Source organism: Rhizobium sp. SG570 (genome assembly GCF_012275345.1).
Classification (GTDB): Bacteria; Pseudomonadota; Alphaproteobacteria; order Rhizobiales; family Rhizobiaceae; genus Rhizobium; species Rhizobium lusitanum.
This window is the reverse complement of the sequence record NZ_JAAZQI010000013.1, coordinates 104,976-127,417: the sequence shown is the minus strand read 5'-3', so window position 1 is coordinate 127,417 and position 22,442 is coordinate 104,976. Positions and strand designations below refer to the sequence as shown.

The following is a 22,442-nucleotide window of genomic DNA, read 5'->3' as shown; positions in this document are numbered from 1 at the left end:
GATACCGGATGCCTTCACTTAAGGATCTGAAAAACCGGATCGCCTCCGTCAAGGCGACGCAGAAGATCACCAAGGCGATGAAAATGGTCGCCGCGGCGAAGCTTCGGCGTGCCCAGGAGGCAGCGGAGGCCGCGCGGCCGTATTCGCAGCGCATGGGCGCCGTTCTTGCCAACATCACGGCTGCTGTCAGCGAAGCTGACGGCGCGCCTCTGCTGATGACCGGCACCGGCAAGAGCGATGTGCATCTGCTCGTGGTCTGCACGGCTGAACGCGGCCTTTGCGGTGGTTTCAATTCGCAGATCGCGCGCTTTGCCCGCGATCACATTCGCAAGCTGCTTTCCGAAGGCAAGACCGTGAAGATCTTCACGGTCGGCAAGAAGGGTTACGACATCCTGCGTCGTGAGTATTCTTCCCTGATCGTCGAGCGCAAGGAACTGCGCGACGTCAAGCGCATCGGCTACGAGAATGCGGATGCCATCGGCAAGCGCATCATCGAGATGTTTGAAGCCGGCGAGTTCGATGTCTGCACGCTGTTCTACTCCGAGTTCAAGTCGGTGATCAGCCAGGTGCCGACCGGGCTGCAGCTCATCCCGGCTTCGGCTCCCGCCGCCGTCGAAGAAGATGCTGCCCATAAGGGTGCAGTTTATGAATACGAGCCGGATGCGGCTTCGATCCTCGAGGATCTGATCCCGCGCAACCTCTCCGTCCAGGTCTTCCGCGCGCTCCTTGAGAACGTTGCCGGCGAAATGGGCGCCAAGATGAGTGCGATGGACAATGCGACGCGCAATGCTGGTGAGATGATCAACAAGCTGACACTGAGCTACAACCGTCAGCGTCAGGCGCAGATCACCAAGGAATTGATTGAAATCATTTCGGGCGCGGAAGCGCTCTGAGGCTAGGAAAAGAGGGTAAGATTATGGCTGACGCAGCTCAGGCCGCAGTTTCGGTCGGCAAGGTTACGCAGGTTATCGGCGCCGTCGTTGACGTTCATTTCGATGGCGATCTGCCGAAGATCCTGAATGCTCTCGAAACCAGCAACAACGGCAACCGCCTTGTTCTGGAAGTCGCGCAGCACCTCGGCGAAAACTCGGTCCGCACGATCGCCATGGACTCCACCGAAGGTCTGGTTCGCGGCCAGATCGTTTCGGATACCGGTGCGCCGATCTCGGTTCCGGTCGGTCATGAAACGCTCGGTCGTATCATGAACGTCATCGGCGAGCCCGTCGACGAAGCCGGCCCGCTGGTCACGGCCCATAAACGCTCCATCCACCAGGACGCGCCGTCTTACGTCGAGCAGTCGACCGAAGGCCAGATCCTGGTCACCGGCATCAAGGTCGTCGACCTGCTCGCACCTTACGCAAAGGGCGGCAAGATCGGCCTGTTCGGCGGCGCAGGCGTTGGCAAGACCGTTCTCATCATGGAACTGATCAACAACGTTGCCAAGGCGCACGGTGGTTACTCGGTGTTCGCAGGCGTGGGTGAACGCACCCGCGAAGGCAACGACCTTTACCACGAAATGATCGAATCCGGCGTCAACAAGCATGGCGGCGGCGAAGGCTCCAAGGCTGCCCTGGTATACGGCCAGATGAACGAACCGCCGGGCGCCCGCGCCCGCGTCGCTCTGACCGGCCTGACGGTTGCCGAGAACTTCCGCGATGAAGGCCAGGACGTTCTGTTCTTCGTCGACAACATCTTCCGCTTCACCCAGGCAGGCTCGGAAGTGTCGGCTCTGCTCGGCCGTATTCCTTCGGCCGTGGGCTATCAGCCGACGCTCGCCACCGACATGGGTCAGATGCAGGAACGCATCACCACGACGACCAAGGGCTCGATCACCTCGGTTCAGGCCATCTACGTTCCGGCCGACGACTTGACCGACCCGGCGCCGGCCACCTCGTTCGCCCACTTGGACGCGACGACGGTTCTGTCGCGTTCGATCGCTGAAAAGGGCATCTACCCGGCTGTCGACCCGCTCGACTCAACCTCGCGCATGCTCGACCCGATGGTCGTCGGCGAAGAGCACTATGAAATCGCTCGTAAGGTCCAGTCGACCCTGCAGCGTTACAAGGCTCTCCAGGACATCATCGCCATCCTCGGCATGGACGAACTGTCCGAAGAAGACAAACTGGCCGTTGCCCGCGCCCGCAAGATCGAGCGCTTCCTGTCGCAGCCGTTCTTCGTCGCCGAAGCCTTCACCGGTGCGCCGGGCAAGCTCGTTGCGCTCGAAGACACGATCAAGGGCTTCAAGGGCCTGGTCAACGGCGAATACGACCACCTGCCGGAAGCCGCTTTCTACATGGTCGGCTCGATCGAAGAAGCGATCGAGAAGGCCAAGAAGCTGGCTGCCTAAGGCCAATCCATCGGCGCGCGGCATTGCCCGCGCGCCCTTGCCTTGCGAATGAGACAATCGAGAAGTGACGGGTCATGGCTGACAATTTCAATTTCGAACTGGTTTCTCCGGAGCGCCTGCTCCTGTCGGAGCAGGTTATCGATGTCGTCATCCCCGCCTCGGAAGGCGAGATGACTGTCATGGCGCATCACGCGCCGACCATGACCACCATCAAGCCGGGTGTCGTCAAGGTGCACCTGGCCTCGGGCAAGAAGCAGGATTACGTCGTGTTCGGCGGTTTCGCCGACATCCTGCCGACGGGCTGCACTCTGCTGGCCGAATCCGCCGTTACGGTCGAGGACATGAGTCGCGACGAGCTGGAGCGCCGCATCAATGCTGCCAAGGCCGAGCTTGAAGATGCCGAGCATCACGAGCACAAATCGCGCCTTGAGCATTTCATCATGGAACTCTCGCATCTGCGCGGCTCGATCCCGCAGGATTGATGTGATCCGGATGCAATAGTCGAGATGAAAGCGGTCCTCTGGGCCGCTTTTTTTGTCAGAGGGCGTGGGCCATGCTCGCCCTTCGAGGCTTCGCCCCCTCGACAAGCACAGGAGCCTCCGCACCTCAGGGTGAGAATGGAGCGGGCGCCGTAGCATAAGCTAGTTCCAATGGCGTGAGGTTTGTCGAGTATGAGGTCTGGCATAACGGGTTAGCCCTCATGATGAGGTGGCGCGTAAGCGCCCTCGAACCACGAGGGCAGGTGGTGAGCGACCGCAACCCCTTTAAATCTCCGACTTCTCACGGCGAAAGCAGCGGGGATATTCCTCCCGAAATCGCATCAGGCCTGTTGTCCGCGCAGCAGGAACCGGTGCAACTGCAACGCTTCCGGAGAGAGCGAACGGAAGCGTGGTGCGCCGAGATAGTATCCGAAGCCGCTCTCGACACGGTCGGTACCGACGGTGACGAGCGCACCGGATTGCAGATACTCTTCGACAAGGCCGAGACTGCCAAGCGCTATGCCTTCGCCCCTAAGCGCCGCCTCCACAGCCATGATATAGGTCGAAAAGGAAAGGCGCGGCCTCGGCAGCTTGCCTTTCAAGGGGTCGCCGATACGGCCGAACCATTGACGTAGGCTGATCCAGTGGGCGTTGGCACGCTCGTAATCGATAAGATCAAGCGCGGCAATATCAACCGACGTCAATGCCTGCGGGTTCAATCCGCGAATTGCCAGGTAGTCTGGTGATGCGATGGGCACCAGCACCTCTTTCATCAGCGGCGTCAGGCTCCAGCGCGGATGCTCGCCGGTGGAATAGATGATGATGAGATCGTTGTTTTCCGATGCGAGTTCGGAATGGACGTCTGTCGTCAGCAGGCGCACGGAGATCCCGGGGCTTTCCTTGCCGAAATCCCTCAGTCGTTGTCCGAGCCAGAGATGCGAGATGGAGCCGCTTGCTGCAATCGAGATAATCTCGCCCGTGCCGGCCCGGAAGGGCTCCAGGCTCTCTTCGAGATATTCCAGCGTGGCGCGTACACGCTGGAACAGCCGTTCGCCTTCCGGCGTCAGTGCCAGGTTCCGGCCGCGCCGGGTAAACAGCGTCGCGCCGAGGTGGTCCTCCAGTCCCTTGATGCGGCGACTGACGGCGGCCTGGGTGATGTTCAGCTCTCGGCCGGCGCGGGAGAAATTCATCGCGCGGGCGGCGGCGTCGAAGACGCGGAAGGCTTCCAGGGGTATTTTCTCGAGCATGGGCTCTCCATAACTTCAGATCATCAATATTCCTGATAATTGCCCGGATTTGAAGATCTGAAATTGTGATGCAGGATCACGACATCATATCAGCCGCATTTATCAGGGGATCCCTCGTGTCCTTTTCCATTTCCGCCATCCCAGACATTCGTTTCGGCGACGGCGCCCTGTCCGACCTTCCCGCAGCAGTCAAATCCTTCGATGGCGTCGGAGCCGTTCTGCTTGTCATCGACGTTTTCCTGGCGCAGTCGGGCCTTGCCGGCAAGATCGGCGCTGAGCTCGCGGAAGCCGGTGTAAAGACGCAGGTCTTCTCGGACTTTTCCGGCGAGCCGAAACTCGCGCATCTGCAGGCCGCCATTCAGGTCGCCGAGGGCGCGGATATGGTGATCGGCATCGGCGGCGGCTCGGCGCTGGATATCGCCAAGATCGTCGCTTGCTGCGCAGCCTCCGGCAAGGACCCGATGCACTACGCGCTGGCCGCCAACCCGCTGCCGAAGAACCCGCTGAAGAAGATCATGGTGCCCACCACGGCCGGCACGGGTTCGGAGACCTCGGCAACGAACATCTTTGCCGGCCCCGAAGGCAAGAAGCTCTGGATCTGGGGTCCGGAGACGAAGGCGGATCTCGTCATCCTCGATCCGGCGCTGACGAAGACGCTGCCGGCCAACCTGACGGCGTGGTGCGGCCTTGATGCCTTCATCCATGCTTTCGAGGCGGCGACGAACCGCAACACCCATCGCGGCGCCCAATTCTATGCGCATCAGGCGCTGAGGCTGATAACAGGCGCGTTGGAGACGGCGGTCAAGCAGCCAGATGACATCGCCGCCCGTGGCGATGTGCTGCTCGGTTCCTGTTTTGCCGGCATCGCCATCGACAATTGCGGCACGGCGATCGCCCACAATGTCAGCCATGCGCTGGCGGGCCTGGCGCCGGTCCATCATGGTCTTGCGACCGCGCTCGGCTTCGAGGCGACGCTTGGCTGGCTGGTCGAAGCCGATACGCCAGAACTGAATGCGGCGGCAAAGGCTTGCGGCGTGGCCAATGCCGCCGAACTGCCGGCCTTCGTCTCCGACTGGATGGATCGTTGCGGGATCACGCGGTCGCTGCCATCAGCCTTTAAGCCGTTCGATGCCACCGATCTTGCCCGCGAGATGCGCGCGCCGGAAAACCAGCCCATGCGGCGCTCGACCATCCGCGATGTAACGGATGCCGACATCGATCATTTTGCGGCCGCCGTCATGGCGCTGCCGAAAGGAATCTGAGATGACCAAGGAATACACACGCGACTATTGGGAAAATGTTCTCTCCAGCCTGAAGCTCGAGGGGCGCCACTTCATTGACGGCGCCTTTCGCGCTTCCTCTTCCGGCGAGACCTTCACCCGCATCCGCCCGATGGACGGCAAGTCCGGTGCGCAGCTGGCGCGCGGCAATGCCGCCGATATCGACGCCGCCGTCACTTCCGCCCGCGCCGCCTTCGAAAGTGGTGTCTGGCGCAAGAAGGAGCCGCTGGAAAAGAAGAGGATCATGCTGAAATGGGCCGAGCTGATCCGTGCCCATGGCGATGAGCTTGCCATGCTGGAGACGCTTGACGTCGGCAAGCCGGTCATGGCGTCGCTTGGTGTCGACGTGCGCCTCTGCGCCGACGGTATCCAGTTCTACGGCGAGATGATCGACAAGATGTATGACGAGATCGCCCCGACAGGCCCGAATGCCCGCGCACTGGTGCGCAAGGTGCCGATTGGCGTGGTCGGCGCGATCACGCCCTGGAACTATCCGATGATCATCGATTCCTGGAAGCTCGGGCCGTCTATCGCTGCCGGGAATTCCGTGGTGCTGAAGCCGGCCGAGCAATCCTCGCTTTCGGCGATCCGCCTGGCCGAACTTGGCTTCGAGGCGGGCCTGCCTGCCGGCGTCCTCAACGTCGTGACCGGTTACGGCGAGGAGACGGGCAAGCCGCTGGCGCTGCACATGGATGTCGACATGATCGCGTTCACCGGCTCGACCGAGGTCGGCAAGCTGATCATGGGTTATGCTGCGCAATCGAACGTCAAGCGCGTGGCGCTGGAGCTCGGCGGCAAGTCGCCACTCGTCGTCTTCGAGGATGCCGATCTCGATGCGGCCGCGGTCGCTGCCGCCTGGGGTTGCTTCTACAATTCCGGCGAGACCTGCCATGCCTCGACGCGGCTGATCGTGCAGCGCTCGGTGCAGGACAAGTTGATCGAGAAGATCGAGGCGGTGACGCGCTCGGATATTGCGCTGAAGCACCCGCTCGATCCCGGCGCCCAGATCGGCGCGCTGATCGAGGAAGAGCACATGAACAAGGTGCTGGCGATGATTGCGGCCGGGGAGAAGGAAGGCGCGCGCCGCGCCTTCGGAGCCGAGCGTGTTCTGAGCGAGACCGGGGGATACTATGTCTCGCCGGGCGTCTTCGTCGACATGACCAACGACATGAGCCTGGCGCGGCAGGAGATCTTCGGGCCTGTGCTTGCCGCCATTCCCTTCGATACGGAAGAGGAAGCGCTGGGGATCGCCAACGATACGATCTACGGCCTCGCCGGCGCCGTCTTCACCAAGGATATGGATCGGGCGCATCGCCTTTCCGAAGCGATCCATGCTGGCACGGTATGGATCAACACCTATGACATGTCGAACTTCGCCACACCCTTCGGCGGCTTCAAGCAATCTGGTTTTGGGCGCGATCGCTCGGTGCATGCGATCGACAAATATTGCGACTACAAGACCATCTGGCAGCAATTCGGCTAAGACATAAAAATCAACATGGTCTCGAAAGCGGCTTCGGGTGTTTCGGGATCATGCTTGGGGAGAGGGAGCCACCATGAGCAAGATCGTTTCCATAGAGATCACCCATCATCGCCTGCCGCTCGATCCGGCGTTCAAGGCGAGTTGGGACGGCCGCCCGCGCCGGCACTTCGATGCGACCATCGTGCGCGTCAGGGATGACGAGGGCCGCGAAGGCATCGGCTCCGGCGATCTCATGAAGGGCTTCGAGGGCCATGAGGATCTGTTCATAGGGCAGGATCCCCGGCATCTCGAGCGTCACTACGAAGTGCTGTCGCATATCAACTTCCATTATGGCCGCTGCTGGCCGATGGATCTGGCGCTGTGGGATCTTTCCGGCAAGGTCACCGGCGAGCCTGTCTGGCGCATGCTGGGCGGCCGCGCCAGCCGCGTGCGGCTCTATGCATCCTCCGGCGTGCTGCGCGAACCGTCAGCAATGGCCGATCAGGCCGAGCGCTACATCGAGGAAGGCTTTCCGGCGATGAAGGTGCGCTTCTCCTCGTCGGCAGGTGGCCGTGGCGGCTGGCGCGAAGACGTCAAGGCGCTGGAGGCGATCCGCGCCCGCGTCGGCGACAGGCTGGAGCTCATGGTCGATTGCAATCAGGGCTGGCGCATGCCCTGGGATACGACGCTCTCCTGGACGTTCAAGGATGCGTTGACGGTGGCGAGAGAACTGGAACGTCTCGGCGTCTACTGGATGGAAGAGCCGCTGCATCGGTCCGACCGCAAGGGCATGAAGGAGCTAAAGCAGGCGACATCGCTGCGCATCGCCGGCGGCGAGATGACGCGAGAGCTTTATGAGTTCCGCGACATTATCGAGGAGCGCGCCTTCGATGTCGTGCAGCCCGATGTGGCGCTCGTTGGCGGCATCACCGGTTGCCGGCGGCTCGTCTATCAGGCGCGCGAGGCGGGCGTGCAGTTCACCCCGCATTCCTGGACGAACGGCATCGGCGTTCTCGCCAATGCGCATTTGAGCGCAGGGGTCGGCGATGTCGCCTGGCTCGAATATCCCTATGACAATCCGGAATGGAGCGAGGCGCGCCGCGACTATCCGATGGCATCGCCGTTGAAGCACGAAGCGGGCTGGCTGGATCTCGGGGAAGCGCCGGGTCTCGGCATCGTTCTCGATGAGGAGCGTCTGGAGGCGACGCGCGTCTGAGGCGCTTCCGTTCCGCGATGATATTCTCCCCGACCCGTCACGCGGTGGCGGGTCGGGTGGCTCTGTTTTCTCGTGTCCGTGCCCAATCGATGACGGGGCGTTCCAGCAGCATATAGCTTAGCGTGCCGATGGCGAAGATGATGGCGGTTGCGATCAGGCTTGAGACTATCCAACCGCCCAGCACGTCGTCCGAGCCTGAGCCGAAGGACGAGGGGAGGAGCTGTGGCATCAGCGTCAGGACGATATCCTGCCAGATGTAAACACCGAAGGAGACGGTGGCGACATAGCGGCTTAGGCGGTTGTCGAGCACCTTTGCCAGCAACAGCGATTGCGGCAGAGTGCAAAGAGCGATGGCGACCGCCAGCGGAAGCAGCGGGAATTGATAGGGAATGCCGAGCCAGGCATAGCCTTCTCCTGGACCGCCGATCGACTGCGGTAGCTGCCATGCGCCCATGATGATCGCAAGCGCGCCTATGACATCGTATATTGTCGAACGGCGGGCGGGGACGATGGTCTGGATTCCGGCCGCCAGTGCGCCGATCGCAAATATTGCGAAGAAGCCGATGGGGTTGTAGCGCGGCATCCATTCCTTGGCGCCGCCCTGAAAGCCATATTGCCATCCCCGCCCGGCGCTGTCCGTTGGAAGATAGGTAACTATCAGCCAATGGCCGATCAGAGCGGCCGCGATGGTGCCGATCCATAGTAGGCGACTGACGAGAGCGGAGCGCGCTCTGAGCTTCTCATTGAACAGCAGCAGGAAGCCAATCGGCAACAGGACATAGCAGGTCGTCTCGAAGGGGATCGACCACAATGGCCCGTCGCCCTGTACCGGAAAAAAGGTGCGCCAATGCCATTGGCTCATCAGGAAAAAGCCGGCGACATAGCGGCTGACGAGCTCCGCATCGAGCGGAAAGCCATAGATCGTGAAGCTGATCACGAAGCCGACCGTCAGGGCGACCCAGAAGCCCGGAAGGATGCGCGCGGCTCGGCGCATCGCGTAAATCTTCAGAGACGGCAGCGGCTGGGCTTTATCCAGAGCCAGCCAGAAGGGACGTGCGAGAAGAAAGCCGCTAAGCACGAAGAAGACCGAGACGCCGTGATTGCCGAAACGAGCCAATATGAAGGTCAGATCCAGGCTCGGAGGGATCTTGTAGAAATTCATTCGAAGCACGAGATGGTGAACGAGGACCATCAGACATGCGACGGCGCGCATGAAATCCGCTCCTCCCAGGCGCGCGGTCTTATCCATCAGCCTCCCCGCCGAAATCTTCTCCGTAGTGGGTTAAGCCATCGATGCGGTATCGGCAAGTATCGTCGCGATTATGCGCCAACTGTGTCTCGCTCCGGCGAGTGATAGACGTCCGGGTCCGTGGTGGAGGAGGGCCCGGACGTCAAACCAGCCTTTCGCACCTGCCAGAAACGAAAGACCGGATTCGGATATTGTGGATGATGATCAGGCAGCGACCGAGCGATAGGGGCGAGTGACGCGGGCCGGTTTCAGGGCGGCACTCCACCAGTTCAGCCGCGCGATCAATCGGACGAGCGATTGACGCGCCTCGATCGGATTTTCGAGCGAGCCGTCCTCGGCAAACCTGCCCCAGGGGTTGGCGAAGCTCACGGTGTCGCGCACGGTCACGGCATGCAGTTCGGCAAAGACCAGCCGCAACTGCTCGACGGCGCGCAGGCCGCCGGAGATGCCGCCATAGGAAACGAAGGCGACGGGTTTGCCGTGCCATGGCTCGTAGACGAGATCGAGCACGAATTTCAACGAGGCCGTAAAACTGTGGTTGTATTCGGGCGTCACGACAATGAAGGCGTCCGCCCGCGAAAGCCGGGCGGAAAGCGCGGCGACTCCAGCGTGCTCGCGCTCATGTTGGGACGGTAAATCGAATTCGAGGGGATCGATGATGTCGATCTCAATGAGGGGGTAGTGCACCAGTTCCCGGGCGACCCAATTGACCACCCGGTCACATAGGCGGCCCGGACGCGTGCTGCCATAAACGATCGCCAGCCGGGTTGATTCTGTCATGCCTTGCTCCTGCTTTACGCGGTTTGGAGCTCGGGTTATAAGACCTCAAGTAAAGTTGAGGTCAATAGCGTATCATGGAAAAAATCGAGCCCAATCAATTTTCCAGGCTGCTGACGGTCGGCGAGGTGGCGGCGCGGAGCGGCGTGGCGGTTTCGGCGCTGCATTTCTACGAGGCGAAGGGGCTGATCGAAAGCCATCGCAGCCGTGGCAACCAGCGCCGTTATCCCCGCGAGGTGCTGCGCAGGGTCGCCGTCATCAAGGTGGCGCAGCGGGTCGGCATTCCCCTTGCCGACGTTCAGGCGGCGCTCGAGGCACTGCCGCAGGGGCGCACGCCGACGGCGGCCGATTGGAAAGCGCTTTCTGAACTATGGAAGAGTGATCTCGATGCACGGATCAGGCGCCTGCAAGGCCTGCGCGATCAGCTCGACGGCTGCATCGGTTGCGGCTGCCTCTCGCTGGAAAGCTGTCCGCTGCGAAATCCCTGGGACAGGCTTTCCGAAGAGGGGGCGGGGCCGCGCTTGCTCGACCCCGAAGATTGAGGCGAGAGCTTTATGCGTGGACTCGGCTCTCGGCGATGTAACCGTCAAGCGCCACTGCTTCTTCCTTCGAAAGGTAAAGGCCTTTCTTGGAGCGGCGCCAGAGAATATCGGCAGCCGTATAGGCCCATTCATGTTCCATCAGATAGCGCACCTCCGCCTCGTAGAGATCGCTTCCGAAGCAGCGGCCGAGATCGGCGATCGTCTTTGCGCCGGCGAGGATCATGCTGGCGCGGGTGCCGTAACGGCGCACCAGCCGGCGCGCATGCTGATCGGCAAGGAAGGGATAGCGTGACTTCAGCTTGGCGACTTCTGCATCATAGCCGCGGGCCGGGAAGTCGCCGCCCGGCAGCGAGCTCTTGGCCGTCCATGGCGTGCCCTTGAGGCCGATGGCCTCGCCGATCTTCTCCAGCGCATGTTCGCTCAGACGGCGATAGGTGGTGAGCTTGCCGCCGAAGACGTTGAGCAATGGTGCCTGACCTTCCTCGCCTTCGACCTTCAGCACGTAATCGCGCGTCGCCTCCTGCGCCTTCGAGGCGCCGTCGTCGTAAAGCGGGCGCACGGCCGAATAGGTCCAGACGATATCCTCTGCTCGTACCGGCTCCTTGAAATATTCGCTCGCGGCATTGCACAGATAAGTGGTTTCCTCGTCGCTGATCTTCACATCCTTCGGGTCGTCCTTGTAGTCGCGATCCGTGGTGCCGATCAGGGTGAAGTCCTGTTCGTAAGGAATGGCAAAGATGATGCGATTGTCCGGGTTCTGGAAGAAATAGGCGCGGGGATCGGAGAACTTCTTGCGCACGATTATGTGGCTGCCCTGAACCAGGCGAACATTGTGCACCTGGTTCTTGCCGAAGGCGTCGGACAGAACGTGATCGACCCAGGGGCCGGCGGCATTGACCAGCAGGCGCGACCGGAACAGACGCTTCTCGCCGGTGATCGTGTTTTCCGTTTCGACTGTCCAGACCGCGTCTTCACGGCGGGCGGAAATCACCTTCGTTCGCGGCATGATCGTGGCGCCGCGGTCTGCAGCGTCGCGGGCGTTCAGCACCACCATTCGGGCATCATCCACCCAGCCGTCGGAATATTCGAAGGCCTTGGTGAAGAGCGCCTTCAGCGGTTTGCCGGCCGGGTCGGTCTTCATATCGAGCGTCGCCGTCGGCGGCAGCAGCTTTCGGCCGCCGAGATGATCGTAGAGGAAAAGGCCGAGGCGAATGAGCCAGGCCGGACGGATGCCGCCTTTGTGATAGGGCAGGACGAAGCGCATCGGCCAGATGATGTGCGGCGCCATAGCCCAAAGCACTTCGCGCTCCATCAGGGATTCGCGCACGAGACGGAATTCGTAGTGCTCGAGATAACGCAGCCCGCCATGGATGAGCTTGGTGGCGCCGGACGATGTGCCGGAGGCGAAATCATTCATTTCGGCGAGGGCGACCTTGTAGCCGCGTCCGGTCGCATCGCGGGCGATACCGCAACCATTGATGCCGCCGCCAATAACGAAAATGTCGTAGATCTGTTCGCTCACCCGCCCCTCCGCAAAGGTCAGCCCATCTCGTGAAGATGGAAATTCGAAAATCAATCCATCTAAAACGAAATAGATACGAATGTCAAACGAACGTTTTTTGACAGAAAGCGAGCCGGTCAGATCTGTCGGCGGGAGGTTTCCACGAGGCGAACGTCATGCTCCGCCGCGGTCGTCCGCACGGATTCGACGCGACATTCGTCGGTAACGAAAGTGTGCACTTGCGACAGATGGCCGATGCGCACCGGGGCGGTACGTTCGAACTTGGTGCTGTCGGCCACGAGAATGACATGCCGGGCATTGGCGATGATCGCCTGCGCCACTTTCACTTCGCGGAAATCGAAATCCAGAAGCGCGCCATCACCATCGATAGCCGAGGCGCCGATGACGGCGTAGTCGACCTTGAACTGCCTAATGAAGTCGACGGCTGCCTCGCCGACGATCCCGCCATCGGAACCGCGCACGACGCCGCCGGCAATGACGACCTCGATGGATGGGAATATTCGCAACTTATTGGCAACATTGATGTTATTGGTGATGACCATCAGCTCGTGATGGCCGAGCAGCGCCTCTCCGACGGCTTCCGTCGTCGTGCCGATATTGATGAAAAGCGAGCTGTTGTTCGGGATGAGGCCGGCGGCTGCGCGGCCGATCGCCTGTTTTTCGGGCGCGGCGATCGAGCGGCGCGCCTCATATTTCACATTCTCGGTTCCACCGGGAAAGATCGCGCCGCCATGCACGCGTGACAGCACGCGACCGTCGCAGAGATCGTTGAGGTCCTTACGGATGGTTTGCGGCGTCACTGAAAAGCGCAGCGCCAGTTCCTCCACCTGCACGCGCCCCTCCGCCTTGGCGATGTCGAGTATCTCCGTCTGGCGTCCGGATAGAAACATGATCTTCGCTCCCTTTCTTTCGTTTTTTTGTCATCATATGATAAAGTGAAAATTCCGCAATTACCGACGCGCGGATTGTGTGACTGGGGAGATCGTCGTGTTTCATCCGAAGCTGTTCGAAAATCGCAACGTCGTGGTCACCGGCGCCGGTCGCGGCATAGGGCTGGAAGTGGCCAGGCAGTTTCTCGATTGCGGTGCCCATGTTCTCGTCCATATCGGGCGGGGCTCCGCGCGCGACTTGCCCGATTTCCTGATGGAGGCGGAAACCGACCGCCGCGCCTTTCTGATCTCAGGCGATTTCGCCGCCGGCAACGGCACGCGGGATCTCGTCAGCGCCGCCAGCGAGCGATTCGATCGCGTCGATGTGCTGGTCAATAATGCCGGCACCATGGTCGGCCGCTTTCCCGCAGGCGAAGTGACGGACGAGCAATATGAAAGAATCGTCCACCTCAATCAGACCGCTGTCATGGAGGTGACGAGAGGATTGTTGCCGCTGCTCAGGGCCGCAGGGCAAGCCGCGATCGTCAACACCGTATCGATTTCCGCTCTGACCGGCGGCAGCCCCGGCTCTGCCATCTATTCCGCATCGAAGGCTTTCGTTGCCACCTATTCGAAGGCCTTGGCGCGAGAACTCGCGCCCGACGGCATCCGGGTAAATTGCGTCTCGCCCGGCACGATATCAACCGATTTCCATGAGCGTTACTCCTCAAGGGAGAAACTGGAGCAGACGCGCCGCTCGATTCCGCTTCAGCGTTTGGGTACACCGGAAGATTGTGCCCCCGCCTACCTTTTCCTCGCCGCACCGACGCTCTCCGGGTACATCACCGGGCAGGTGATCGAGATCAATGGCGGGCAGCTTATCTGCTGAGAAATCGGACCTTTTTTGGTCTCCGTGTCTTTTGAATGAACTTGCGGATTCATAATATTATAAGCATATCCCTATGTTAGTTCTCACTAGAGGCTGTGTGACATGTCGTCGTCTCCACCGCAAGGCGGTGCCGCAGAGCATAATATCGAGGAAATGACAGGGAAGGCGCGCAGTGCGAGCGTCTTGCTGAAAGCGCTCTCGCATGAGACGAGGCTGGTGATTCTGTTCATGCTCGCCAAGCGCGAAAAAACCGTGATGGAACTCGAGGCGCTTCTTAACTTGCCGCAGGCGGTGGTTTCCCAGCATCTGGCGCGGCTGCGCCTGGAAAAGCTGGTCGATACGCGCCGTGAGGGGCGGCTCATTCACTATGCCGTCGCCCGTTCGGAAATCTGCACCGTGGTCAATTGGCTGCAGGAGGCCTTCTGTCAGAGCGATTGTTGATCGTCTTTGTCGGGCGTGTCGGCTGACGACGGAATGCCGCCGCTTTCCTCCGAACGTCGGGTGCGGCGAATTTTTTGCCCTATAGGCCGAGGTGAACGGCGACAAGAAGCTCGGAAACATTCCAAGCCTCGTTTTGGCCTTCAATTCATCATCGTATCGTCAACTGCACGACACGACAGTGTTATGCGGGAGCGCTAATACGCCTTCATGGCATTGAAGGAGAATAGTCCGTGCAGAATAGTGAAATGACGATGTCGGAAGTTTTGCGGGATCCGGTGATCCGGCAAATGCTTCGTGCCGATCGCGTGTCGTTGAGCGAATTTGCGAAGCTTCTGGAAAAAACGGCCCGCGCAAGAAATGAAGTTTCTCGCGAACGAGGCGCCATAGCGCTCATTGAAGGTTCATCTGCGGGTAGTGAGATGGGTTACTAAGAGTTCCCGGAGAGGCGCTGCCGCAAGCGAAATAGTCTCTCGATTACCTGAACTTGCACCCACCGGTCTGTCGCTCCTATGCAGTTGGGGGATCCTCGTTCAACGCATCGGCAAATTTTCGCATGAGCCTGACAAGCTCGTCGATGTCGTTGATATCCCAAGCTCCAAGGATCGCACTGCCGATCCTGTCACGGGCAGCGTCCACCGCGTCCGTCATCAGTTTTCCCTTTGGTGCAATAACAGCCTCACGCACACGGCGGTCCGCAGCACCGGCCTGCCGCGCAACGAGACCGAGGCTCTCAAGCTTCGCGACCTGGCGACTGACGGTCGTGTAGTCGCGGCCGATGCGATCCGCCAGATCGACGACACCGATCGGACCGAAGCGCTCGATTGAGACCAGCAGGGGAAAAAGCGCCCGCTCGAGCGGAATTCCGGCCTCCTTGATGAGCACTTCGTCGCGCTGCGGTCGGTTTATCACGCTGACGATATCCAGCACTGCTGCGTGGAGCTTCCGGAATTGCTGCTGTATATGTGTATTTTGCACATTATTTCTTGACGCCATCGCTCGTCTCCTTTATGCGTGTATTATGCACATAATATGGATGATCAAAAAGGAAAATATGCGATGAAAGCTGCAATCGTACTGGACGCGGGACGAGTCCCTGTCTTTGGTGATTTCAAGGCGCCTGTCCCATCCGCAGATGAAAAGCTTGTCTCCGTCAGTGCCGCTGCGATCAGCCAGGTCGTGAAGAGCCGGGCGTCGGGAAAGCATTATAGTTCCGGCAATCAATTTCCCTTCATCGTGGGGATCGACGGTGTGGGACGGCTTGACGACGGTCGGCGGGTTTATTTCGTTCTGCCGAACGCACCTTATGGCAGCATGGCTGAGCTTGCCGCGGTGCGATCCGCCCAGTGCGTTGAACTGCCCGAGGAGCTTGATGATGTCACGGCGGCGGCTATCGCCAATCCGGGAATGTCGTCATGGGCGGCCTATCAAGAGCGGGCAAAGCTCAGATCCGGAGAGACCGTTTTGATCAACGGCGCAACCGGGACCTCGGGTCGGTTGGCTGTTCAGATCGCTAGATATCTCGGCGCGAGCAAAGTCATCGCGACAGGCCGGAATGCCGACAGTCTCAAGGATCTGGAAGGGCTTGGCGCTGATGTGACGATTCCGCTCGTCCAGGATAAATCGGTTCTGGAAGATGCATTCAAGGAGCAGTTCGCGTCCGGCGTGGATGTCGTCATCGACTATTTGTGGGGTGAAAGTGCGCAAAGCCTTCTCATCGCGGCAGCCAAGGCAGGCAGGGATGCGGTACCGATCCGCTATGTCCAGGTCGGCTCAATCAGCGGTGCGGAGATAAGCCTGCCAAGCGCCGTGCTGCGGTCGTCGGCCATCACGCTGATGGGCAGCGGCATAGGAAGCATCGCTCTCGACCGCATCATCAACGCGACCGCCGAGCTGCTGCGGGCAACAGTGCCGGGAAACTTCAAGATTGCCTTCAAAACCGTTCCACTTTCCGACATCGAAAATGCCTGGCCTCTTGATGACAGCAATCGGCGCACCGTCTTCGAAATCGACGGCGGCGCGTGATTGCCAGTGGGGTGCGGTGATCCGGCCTATGCCGCACTCCTTTTTCCAATGTTGCGCTGACGGCCCAGCCCATTTAACTGTCTCATTCGGGAGAGTTGAATGATCGACAAGCTGGAATTCTTCATCGCGCTTGCCAACCAGAAGCATTTTGGCCGCGCCGCCGAGGAATGCGGCGTGACGCAGCCGACCTTGTCCGCGGCGATCCGGCAGCTGGAGGATCAGCTCGGCGTCATGCTCGTCAGTCGCGGCTCGCGCTTTCAGGGGCTGACGCCGGAGGGGCAGCGCGTGCTGGAATGGGCAAGGCGCATCGTCGGCGACAGCCGAACCATGCGCGAGGAGATGCGGGCGGCGCGCAAGGGCCTTGCCGGCCATATCCGCATTGCCGCCATTCCGACGGCGCTTGCCATGGTGTCGAAGATCACCACGCCTTTCCAGGAGCGGCACCCCGATGTCACCTTCTCCATCACATCGCGCAACTCGCTGCAGGTTCTGAGCCTGCTCGAAAATCTCGAGATCGATGCCGGCATCACCTATCTGGAGAACGAGCCGCTTGGCCGCGTCACCAGCGTACCGCTCTACGCCGAGCGCTATCACCTGATCACCGCGGCGGGCAGCCCACTTGCCGAGCGTGAGAGCGTGACCTGGAAGGAAGTCGGCAACCTTCGGCTTTGTCTATTGACGGCCGACATGCAGAACCGCCGCATCATCAACCGGCATCTGGCGGAGGCCGGCACCGTGGCGAAGCCGACGCTCGAATCCAATTCGATGATCGTGCTTTTTTCTCATGTCCAGACCGGACGCTGGGCGAGCATCATGCCGAAGAATATCGCCGATTCCTTCGGCTTTCCGGCCGATATCCGCAAGATCCCGGTCACAGAGCCGGATGCCGAACATCTCGTCGGTCTGGTCGCCACGCATCGCGAGCCTTTCACACCGCTCGTCTCGGCCCTGTTGCATGAGGCGAGATTGCTCGCGGAAGGCGATAAGGATCGATAGAAATCTTCTATCGAACGACGGGACTGCCTTATTGATCCTTGGCCTCCTCCCTGCGACTTTTGTCCCAGCGTGCGTCGATCGCGCACCCACGGAGGAAATGCCGCATAAGCGTTTCCGAAAATCGCCAGCGGTTTTCGGGGTTATGCGCAGGAGGATGCTTATGAGTTTGAATTTGGGCGCGGGCGATATCGCGACCCGTGCCGGCGTTATCATCGACACCATGAAGTCGATGGAAGGGCCGCTTTTGCCGATCCTGCATGGGATTCAGGAAGAGTTCGGCTACGTGCCGCAAGACACGCTGCCGCTGATCGCTAGGGCACTCAACCTTTCGCGCGCCGAAGTCCATGGCGTCATGACCTTTTATCACGATTATCGCGACCATCCCGCCGGCCGCCATGTCCTGAAACTCTGTCGTGCCGAGGCCTGTCAGTCGATGGGCGGCGATGCTCTTGCCGAACGCATCAAGCAGCTGCTGGGCATCGATTTTCATCAGACCACGTTGGATGGCGATGTCACGCTCGAGCCGGTCTACTGTCTCGGGCTTTGCGCCTGCGCGCCGGCGGCAATGCTGGATGGCGAGCTTTACGGGCGGCTTGACGACGAGAGCGCCGAAGACCTCGTGAAGGAGGCGCGCCAGTGACCTTGACCATCTATGTTCCCCGCGACGCCGCTGCCCTCTCGCTCGGGGCTGAAAAGGTCGCCGAGGCCATTGCGCAGGAAGTCGCCAAACGCGGCCTCGATGCGCGGATTGTGCGTAACGGCTCGCGCGGCATGTTCTGGCTGGAGCCTTTGGTCGAAGTCGAGATCGGCGGCAAGCGCATCGGCTATGGGCCGATGAAGGCCAGGGATGTTCCCGCACTATTCGATGCCGGGCTCGCCGAAGGCGGCGAGCATCAGCTCTGTCTTGGGGAGGTCGAAAACCTCCCATTCCTGAAAGAGCAGACCCGTCTGACCTTTGCCCGCTGCGGCATTACAGATCCCCTTTCACTGGAAGATTATGAGGCCCATGGCGGCCTTAGGGGTCTGTGCCGCGCCATCGGCATGGCAGCGGCCGACATCGTCAAGGACGTCACGGACTCCGGCCTGCGCGGCCGTGGCGGGGCGGGTTTCCCGACCGGCATCAAATGGAAGACCGTGCTCGATGCGCCGGGCGACCGCAAATATATCGTCTGCAACGCCGACGAGGGCGACAGCGGCACATTCGCCGACCGGATGATCATGGAGGGCGATCCCTTCGTGCTGATCGAGGGCATGGCGATCGCTGGCCTGGCGACCGGCGCGACCAAGGGCTTCGTCTATACGCGTTCGGAATATCCGCATGCGATCGCCGCGATGACCGAAGCGGTCGAAATCGCCCGTAAAGCCGGCATTCTTGGTGCATCCGTGCTTGGTTCCGGCAAGGCGTTCGATATGGAAATCCGCACCGGCGCTGGTGCCTATGTCTGCGGCGAGGAGACGGCGCTGCTCAACAGCCTCGAGGGCAAGCGCGGCATCGTGCGCGCCAAGCCGCCGCTACCAGCCCATAAGGGCCTGTTCAACTGCCCCACGGTCATCAACAACGTCATTTCGCTCGCCTCCGTACCCGTCATCCTGGACAAGGGTGCGGCCTTCTACCGCGATTTCGGCATGGGCCGTTCTCGCGGCACGATCCCGCTGCAGATTGCCGGCAACGTCAAACATGGCGGCCTCTACGAGACGGCCTTCGGCCTCTCGCTCGGCGATATCGTCGACAGGATCGGTGACGGCACCGCGACCGGGCGACCTGTGAAGGCCGTGCAGGTGGGTGGACCGCTCGGCGCCTACTTCCCGCGCGCCTTGTTCGATACGCCCTTCGACTACGAATTCTTCGCCGCCAAGGACGGCCTCATCGGTCATGCCGGCATCGTCGTCTTCGATGATACCGCCGATATGCTGAAACAGGCGCGCTTTGCCATGGAGTTCTGCGCGGTCGAAAGCTGCGGCAAGTGCACGCCCTGCCGCATCGGCTCGACCCGCGGCGTCGAAACAGCCGACAAGATCGCCCGCGGTATCGAGCCCGAGAAGAACAGGGTTCTGCTCGCCGATCTCTGCAACACCATGAAGTTCGGCTCGCTTTGCGCGCTCGGCGGTTTCACGCCCTATCCCGTCATGAGCGCGATGACCCATTTCCCGGAGGATTTCTCTCCGATTCCCTTGATTGAAGCGGCGGAGTAAGACCCATGTCTCTCGTTCCAGAAATCGACTACGGCACACCCGCCTCCCGCTCCGAAACCATGGTGACGCTGACCGTCGACGGTCGCCCGATTACCGTGCCCGAGGGCACATCGATCATGCGCGCCTCGATGGAAGCCGGCATAAAGGTGCCGAAGCTCTGCGCCACCGACATGGTCGATGCCTTTGGTTCCTGCCGCCTCTGTCTCGTCGAGATCGAAGGCCGCAATGGTACGCCTTCGTCCTGCACGACGCCGGTTTCTCCGGGCATGGTGGTGCACACGCAAACCAATCGACTGAAGGATATCCGCCGTGGCGTGATGGAGCTTTATATCTCCGACCATCCGCTCGACTGTCTGACCTGCGCCGCCAATGGCGATTGCGAGCTGCAGGACATGGCCGGTGCGGTCGGCCTGCGCGATGTGCGCTATGGCTATGAGGGCGACAATCACGTCAAGGCGCGCAACAGCGGCGACATCAATCTGAAATGGATGCCGAAGGACGAGTCTAATCCCTATTTCACCTATGATCCTTCGAAGTGCATCGTCTGCTCGCGCTGTGTGCGTGCCTGCGAAGAGGTGCAGGGCACGTTTGCGCTGACCATCGAGGGCCGCGGCTTCGGCTCGCGCGTCTCGCCTGGCATGCATGAGCATTTCATCGACAGCGAGTGTGTCTCCTGCGGCGCTTGCGTGCAGGCTTGCCCGACGGCGACGCTGACCGAAAAATCGGTGATTGCTATCGGCCAGCCGGAGCATTCGGTCGTCACCACCTGCGCCTATTGCGGCGTCGGCTGTTCCTTCAAGGCAGAGATGCGCGGCGAGGAACTGGTGCGAATGGTGCCCTGGAAGGACGGCCAGGCCAATCGCGGCCACTCCTGCGTCAAGGGCCGCTTCGCCTATGGCTATTCGACCCACAAGGACCGCATCCTCAACCCGATGGTGCGCGAAAAGATCAGCGATCCCTGGCGTGAAGTCACCTGGGACGAAGCCTTTGCCCATATAGCCACCGAGTTCAAACGCCTTCAATATCAGTATGGCCGCGAATCCGTCGGCGGCATCACCTCGTCGCGCTGCACCAATGAGGAGACCTTCCTGGTGCAGAAGCTGGTGCGCGCCGGCTTCGGCAACAACAATGTGGATACCTGCGCCCGTGTCTGCCACTCTCCAACAGGCTATGGCCTGGGTCAGGCCTTCGGCACCTCTGCCGGCACGCAGAATTTCGACAGCGTCGAGCATTCCGATGTCGTCCTCGTCATCGGCGCCAACCCGACGGACGGCCATCCGGTCTTCGCTTCGCGCCTGAAGAAGCGCCTGCGCCAGGGTGCCAAGCTCATCGTTATCGATCCGCGCCGCATCGATCTGGTGCGCACGCCGCATGTCGAGGCGAGCTATCACCTGCCGCTGCAGCCCGGCACCAATGTCGCCGTGCTGACGGCGCTCGCCCATGTCATCGTTACCGAGGGCCTGTTCGACGAAAAATTCATCCGCGAACGCTGCGACTGGTCCGAATTCGAGGATTGGGCTGCTTTCGTCGCCGAGCCGCAGCACAGCCCTGAGGAAACGGAAAAATACACCGGCGTTCCCGCCGATCTCGTGCGTGGTGCCGCTCGCCTTTTTGCCAAGGGCGGCAACGGCGCGATCTATTACGGCCTCGGCGTCACCGAACACAGCCAGGGCTCGACGACAGTCATGGCGATCGCCAATCTCGCCATGGTGACGGGCAATATCGGCCGGCCCGGCGTCGGCGTGAACCCGCTGCGCGGCCAGAACAATGTGCAGGGCTCCTGCGACATGGGCTCCTTCCCGCACGAGCTGCCGGGCTATCGCCACGTCTCCGACGATGCGACGCGCGATATCTTCGAGAAGCTCTGGGGCGTGAAGCTCGACAAGGAGCCGGGCCTGCGCATCCCCAATATGCTCGACGCCGCCGTCGACGGCACGTTCAAGGGTCTCTACATCCAGGGCGAGGACATCCTGCAGTCCGATCCGGATACCAAGCATGTCGCCGCCGGCCTTGCCGCGATGGAATGCGTCGTCGTCCATGATCTCTTCCTGAACGAGACGGCCAACTACGCCCATGTCTTCCTGCCCGGCTCGACCTTCCTCGAAAAGGACGGCACCTTCACCAATGCCGAGCGCCGCATCAACCGCGTGCGCAAGGTCATGAGCCCGCGCAACGGCTATGCCGACTGGGAAGTGACGCAGAAGATGGCGCAGGCCATGGGTCTGCGCTGGAGCTACACGCATCCGTCCGAGATCATGGACGAGATCGCTGCGACCACGCCGAGCTTTGCCATGGTTTCCTACGACTATCTGGAAAAAATGGGCTCGGTGCAGTGGCCCTGCAACGAGAAGACGCCGCTTGGTTCGCCGATCATGCATGTCGATGGCTTCGTGCGCGGCAAGGGCAAGTTCATCCGCACGGAATATGTCGCGACCGACGAACGCACCGGCCCGCGCTTCCCGCTGCTGCTGACGACCGGACGCATTCTCAGCCAGTACAATGTCGGCGCGCAGACGCGGCGAACGGAGAATATCGTCTGGCACGCAGAGGACCTTCTGGAGATGCATCCGCACGATGCCGAGCAGCGCGGCATTCGCGACGGCGACTGGATCAAGCTGACGAGCCGCTCCGGCGACACGACGCTCCGGGCGCTGATCACCGACCGCGTCGCCCCGGGCGTCGTCTACACGACCTTCCATCATCCGGACACGCAGGCGAATGTCATCACGACGGACTATTCCGACTGGGCGACGAACTGCCCGGAATACAAGGTGACGGCGGTACAGGTCTCGCCGTCCAACGGCCCGTCGCAGTGGCAGGTCGAATACGATGAGCAGGCCCGGCAGTCTCGCCGTATTGCCGGGAAAATGGAGGCTGCGGAGTGACGATGGATATGCTTTCCCCTTCTCCC

At 61.0% G+C, this 22,442-nt stretch carries 21 protein-coding genes; 15 read left to right on the top strand and 6 right to left on the bottom strand.

Annotation, left to right across the window (positions count from 1 at the left end; all coding sequences use genetic code 11):
* The first annotated feature begins 8 nt into the window (after nucleotides 1-8).
* From FHT28_RS24475 to FHT28_RS24465, 3 genes are all read left to right on the top strand, one after another.
* A complete protein-coding gene (locus FHT28_RS24475; protein WP_037196784.1) occupies nucleotides 9-893 on the top strand; it encodes a F0F1 ATP synthase subunit gamma in 885 nt (294 codons plus the stop codon).
* Nucleotides 894-916: 23 nt separating this feature from the next.
* Entirely contained in the window at nucleotides 917-2,347 is a 1,431-nt protein-coding gene (gene atpD, locus FHT28_RS24470; RefSeq protein WP_037196782.1) for a F0F1 ATP synthase subunit beta, read from the top strand.
* 74 nt (nucleotides 2,348-2,421) lie between these two features.
* Nucleotides 2,422-2,829 (top strand): F0F1 ATP synthase subunit epsilon, encoded by a 408-nt coding sequence (locus FHT28_RS24465; RefSeq protein ID WP_034511671.1) that lies wholly within the window; start codon nucleotides 2,422-2,424, stop codon nucleotides 2,827-2,829.
* 338 nt (nucleotides 2,830-3,167) lie between these two features.
* On the opposite strand, the gene FHT28_RS24460 is transcribed toward FHT28_RS24465, so the two are convergent.
* Nucleotides 3,168-4,073, bottom strand: a complete 906-nt coding sequence (locus FHT28_RS24460; protein ID WP_047553573.1) for a LysR substrate-binding domain-containing protein — start codon at nucleotides 4,071-4,073, stop codon at nucleotides 3,168-3,170.
* A 116-nt stretch (nucleotides 4,074-4,189) separates the two neighbouring features.
* On the opposite strand from FHT28_RS24460, the gene FHT28_RS24455 reads away from it, so the two are divergent.
* From FHT28_RS24455 to FHT28_RS24445, 3 genes are all read left to right on the top strand, one after another.
* Nucleotides 4,190-5,335, top strand: coding sequence for an iron-containing alcohol dehydrogenase (locus FHT28_RS24455; RefSeq protein ID WP_168597578.1), 1,146 nt, complete (start codon nucleotides 4,190-4,192; stop codon nucleotides 5,333-5,335).
* A 1-nt stretch (nucleotide 5,336) separates the two neighbouring features.
* Nucleotides 5,337-6,836 (top strand): aldehyde dehydrogenase, encoded by a 1,500-nt coding sequence (locus tag FHT28_RS24450; RefSeq protein WP_168597577.1) that lies wholly within the window; start codon nucleotides 5,337-5,339, stop codon nucleotides 6,834-6,836.
* A 73-nt stretch (nucleotides 6,837-6,909) separates the two neighbouring features.
* Complete coding sequence (locus tag FHT28_RS24445) at nucleotides 6,910-8,031, top strand: mandelate racemase/muconate lactonizing enzyme family protein (RefSeq protein WP_168597576.1); 1,122 nt, start codon at nucleotides 6,910-6,912, stop codon at nucleotides 8,029-8,031.
* A gap of 37 nt (nucleotides 8,032-8,068) precedes the next feature.
* Here the strand turns inward: FHT28_RS24445 and FHT28_RS24440 are convergent, their stop codons facing one another.
* Both FHT28_RS24440 and FHT28_RS24435 read right to left on the bottom strand, forming a co-directional pair.
* Complete coding sequence (locus FHT28_RS24440; RefSeq protein WP_168597575.1) at nucleotides 8,069-9,280, bottom strand: acyltransferase; 1,212 nt, start codon at nucleotides 9,278-9,280, stop codon at nucleotides 8,069-8,071.
* A 204-nt stretch (nucleotides 9,281-9,484) separates the two neighbouring features.
* Nucleotides 9,485-10,060 (bottom strand): NAD(P)H-dependent oxidoreductase, encoded by a 576-nt coding sequence (locus tag FHT28_RS24435; protein ID WP_047553560.1) that lies wholly within the window; start codon nucleotides 10,058-10,060, stop codon nucleotides 9,485-9,487.
* A 74-nt stretch (nucleotides 10,061-10,134) separates the two neighbouring features.
* Between FHT28_RS24435 and soxR the strand changes: the two genes are divergently transcribed.
* Entirely contained in the window at nucleotides 10,135-10,599 is a 465-nt protein-coding gene (soxR, locus tag FHT28_RS24430; protein ID WP_047553554.1) for a redox-sensitive transcriptional activator SoxR, read from the top strand.
* 10 nt (nucleotides 10,600-10,609) lie between these two features.
* Here soxR and glpD read toward each other — a convergent pair whose 3' ends face one another.
* The gene (gene glpD / locus FHT28_RS24425; RefSeq protein WP_168597574.1) at nucleotides 10,610-12,121 is read right to left on the bottom strand and encodes a glycerol-3-phosphate dehydrogenase; all 1,512 of its coding nucleotides are present in this window, start codon (nucleotides 12,119-12,121) and stop codon (nucleotides 10,610-10,612) included.
* A 116-nt stretch (nucleotides 12,122-12,237) separates the two neighbouring features.
* A complete protein-coding gene (locus tag FHT28_RS24420; protein ID WP_168597573.1) occupies nucleotides 12,238-13,011 on the bottom strand; it encodes a DeoR/GlpR family DNA-binding transcription regulator in 774 nt (257 codons plus the stop codon).
* A 97-nt stretch (nucleotides 13,012-13,108) separates the two neighbouring features.
* Here FHT28_RS24420 and FHT28_RS24415 point away from each other — a divergent pair, with 97 nt between their 5' ends.
* The 3 genes from FHT28_RS24415 to FHT28_RS24405 all read left to right on the top strand — a co-directional run bounded on the left by FHT28_RS24415 (nucleotide 13,109) and on the right by FHT28_RS24405 (nucleotide 14,751).
* On the top strand, nucleotides 13,109-13,879 hold the full coding sequence (locus tag FHT28_RS24415; protein WP_168597572.1) for an SDR family oxidoreductase: 771 nt from the start codon (nucleotides 13,109-13,111) through the stop codon (nucleotides 13,877-13,879).
* A gap of 102 nt (nucleotides 13,880-13,981) precedes the next feature.
* Entirely contained in the window at nucleotides 13,982-14,320 is a 339-nt protein-coding gene (locus tag FHT28_RS24410; RefSeq protein WP_037196764.1) for a metalloregulator ArsR/SmtB family transcription factor, read from the top strand.
* Nucleotides 14,321-14,550: 230 nt separating this feature from the next.
* Nucleotides 14,551-14,751 carry a hypothetical protein gene (locus FHT28_RS24405; protein ID WP_168597571.1) on the top strand — a complete coding sequence of 67 codons (201 nt, stop codon included), beginning with the start codon at nucleotides 14,551-14,553 and terminating at the stop codon, nucleotides 14,749-14,751.
* A gap of 76 nt (nucleotides 14,752-14,827) precedes the next feature.
* Here FHT28_RS24405 and FHT28_RS24400 read toward each other — a convergent pair whose 3' ends face one another.
* Complete coding sequence (locus FHT28_RS24400) at nucleotides 14,828-15,313, bottom strand: MarR family winged helix-turn-helix transcriptional regulator (protein ID WP_037196762.1); 486 nt, start codon at nucleotides 15,311-15,313, stop codon at nucleotides 14,828-14,830.
* Between the two features lie 63 nt (nucleotides 15,314-15,376).
* On the opposite strand from FHT28_RS24400, the gene FHT28_RS24395 reads away from it, so the two are divergent.
* From FHT28_RS24395 to fdhF, 5 genes are all read left to right on the top strand, one after another.
* Nucleotides 15,377-16,342, top strand: a complete 966-nt coding sequence (locus FHT28_RS24395; protein WP_168597570.1) for a zinc-binding alcohol dehydrogenase family protein — start codon at nucleotides 15,377-15,379, stop codon at nucleotides 16,340-16,342.
* A 99-nt stretch (nucleotides 16,343-16,441) separates the two neighbouring features.
* Nucleotides 16,442-17,338 (top strand): LysR family transcriptional regulator, encoded by an 897-nt coding sequence (locus tag FHT28_RS24390; RefSeq protein ID WP_168597569.1) that lies wholly within the window; start codon nucleotides 16,442-16,444, stop codon nucleotides 17,336-17,338.
* Between the two features lie 160 nt (nucleotides 17,339-17,498).
* A complete protein-coding gene (locus FHT28_RS24385; protein ID WP_092573213.1) occupies nucleotides 17,499-17,978 on the top strand; it encodes a formate dehydrogenase subunit gamma in 480 nt (159 codons plus the stop codon).
* Nucleotides 17,975-19,531, top strand: coding sequence for an NADH-quinone oxidoreductase subunit NuoF (locus FHT28_RS24380; RefSeq protein WP_168597568.1), 1,557 nt, complete (start codon nucleotides 17,975-17,977; stop codon nucleotides 19,529-19,531). The genes FHT28_RS24385 and FHT28_RS24380 overlap by 4 nt, the downstream gene beginning before the upstream one ends.
* Nucleotides 19,532-19,536: 5 nt before the next feature.
* On the top strand, nucleotides 19,537-22,416 hold the full coding sequence (gene fdhF, locus FHT28_RS24375) for a formate dehydrogenase subunit alpha (protein WP_168597567.1): 2,880 nt from the start codon (nucleotides 19,537-19,539) through the stop codon (nucleotides 22,414-22,416).
* The last annotated feature ends 26 nt before the right edge of the window (nucleotides 22,417-22,442 follow it).

Excerpts from the sequence above, each read along its gene's own strand:
- FHT28_RS24475 (WP_037196784.1), top strand. The coding sequence starts at position 9 with ATGCCTTCACTTAAGGATCTGAAAAACCGGATCGCCTCCGTCAAGGCG.
- atpD (WP_037196782.1), top strand. The coding sequence starts at position 917 with ATGGCTGACGCAGCTCAGGCCGCAGTTTCGGTCGGCAAGGTTACGCAG.
- FHT28_RS24465 (WP_034511671.1), top strand. The coding sequence starts at position 2,422 with ATGGCTGACAATTTCAATTTCGAACTGGTTTCTCCGGAGCGCCTGCTC.
- FHT28_RS24460 (WP_047553573.1), bottom strand. The coding sequence starts at position 4,073 with ATGCTCGAGAAAATACCCCTGGAAGCCTTCCGCGTCTTCGACGCCGCC.
- FHT28_RS24450 (WP_168597577.1), top strand. The coding sequence starts at position 5,337 with ATGACCAAGGAATACACACGCGACTATTGGGAAAATGTTCTCTCCAGC.
- FHT28_RS24445 (WP_168597576.1), top strand. The coding sequence starts at position 6,910 with ATGAGCAAGATCGTTTCCATAGAGATCACCCATCATCGCCTGCCGCTC.
- FHT28_RS24440 (WP_168597575.1), bottom strand. The coding sequence starts at position 9,280 with ATGGATAAGACCGCGCGCCTGGGAGGAGCGGATTTCATGCGCGCCGTC.
- FHT28_RS24435 (WP_047553560.1), bottom strand. The coding sequence starts at position 10,060 with ATGACAGAATCAACCCGGCTGGCGATCGTTTATGGCAGCACGCGTCCG.
- soxR (WP_047553554.1), top strand. The coding sequence starts at position 10,135 with ATGGAAAAAATCGAGCCCAATCAATTTTCCAGGCTGCTGACGGTCGGC.
- FHT28_RS24420 (WP_168597573.1), bottom strand. The coding sequence starts at position 13,011 with ATGTTTCTATCCGGACGCCAGACGGAGATACTCGACATCGCCAAGGCG.
- FHT28_RS24410 (WP_037196764.1), top strand. The coding sequence starts at position 13,982 with ATGTCGTCGTCTCCACCGCAAGGCGGTGCCGCAGAGCATAATATCGAG.
- FHT28_RS24400 (WP_037196762.1), bottom strand. The coding sequence starts at position 15,313 with ATGGCGTCAAGAAATAATGTGCAAAATACACATATACAGCAGCAATTC.
- FHT28_RS24395 (WP_168597570.1), top strand. The coding sequence starts at position 15,377 with ATGAAAGCTGCAATCGTACTGGACGCGGGACGAGTCCCTGTCTTTGGT.
- FHT28_RS24390 (WP_168597569.1), top strand. The coding sequence starts at position 16,442 with ATGATCGACAAGCTGGAATTCTTCATCGCGCTTGCCAACCAGAAGCAT.
- FHT28_RS24385 (WP_092573213.1), top strand. The coding sequence starts at position 17,499 with ATGAGTTTGAATTTGGGCGCGGGCGATATCGCGACCCGTGCCGGCGTT.
- fdhF (WP_168597567.1), top strand. The coding sequence starts at position 19,537 with ATGTCTCTCGTTCCAGAAATCGACTACGGCACACCCGCCTCCCGCTCC.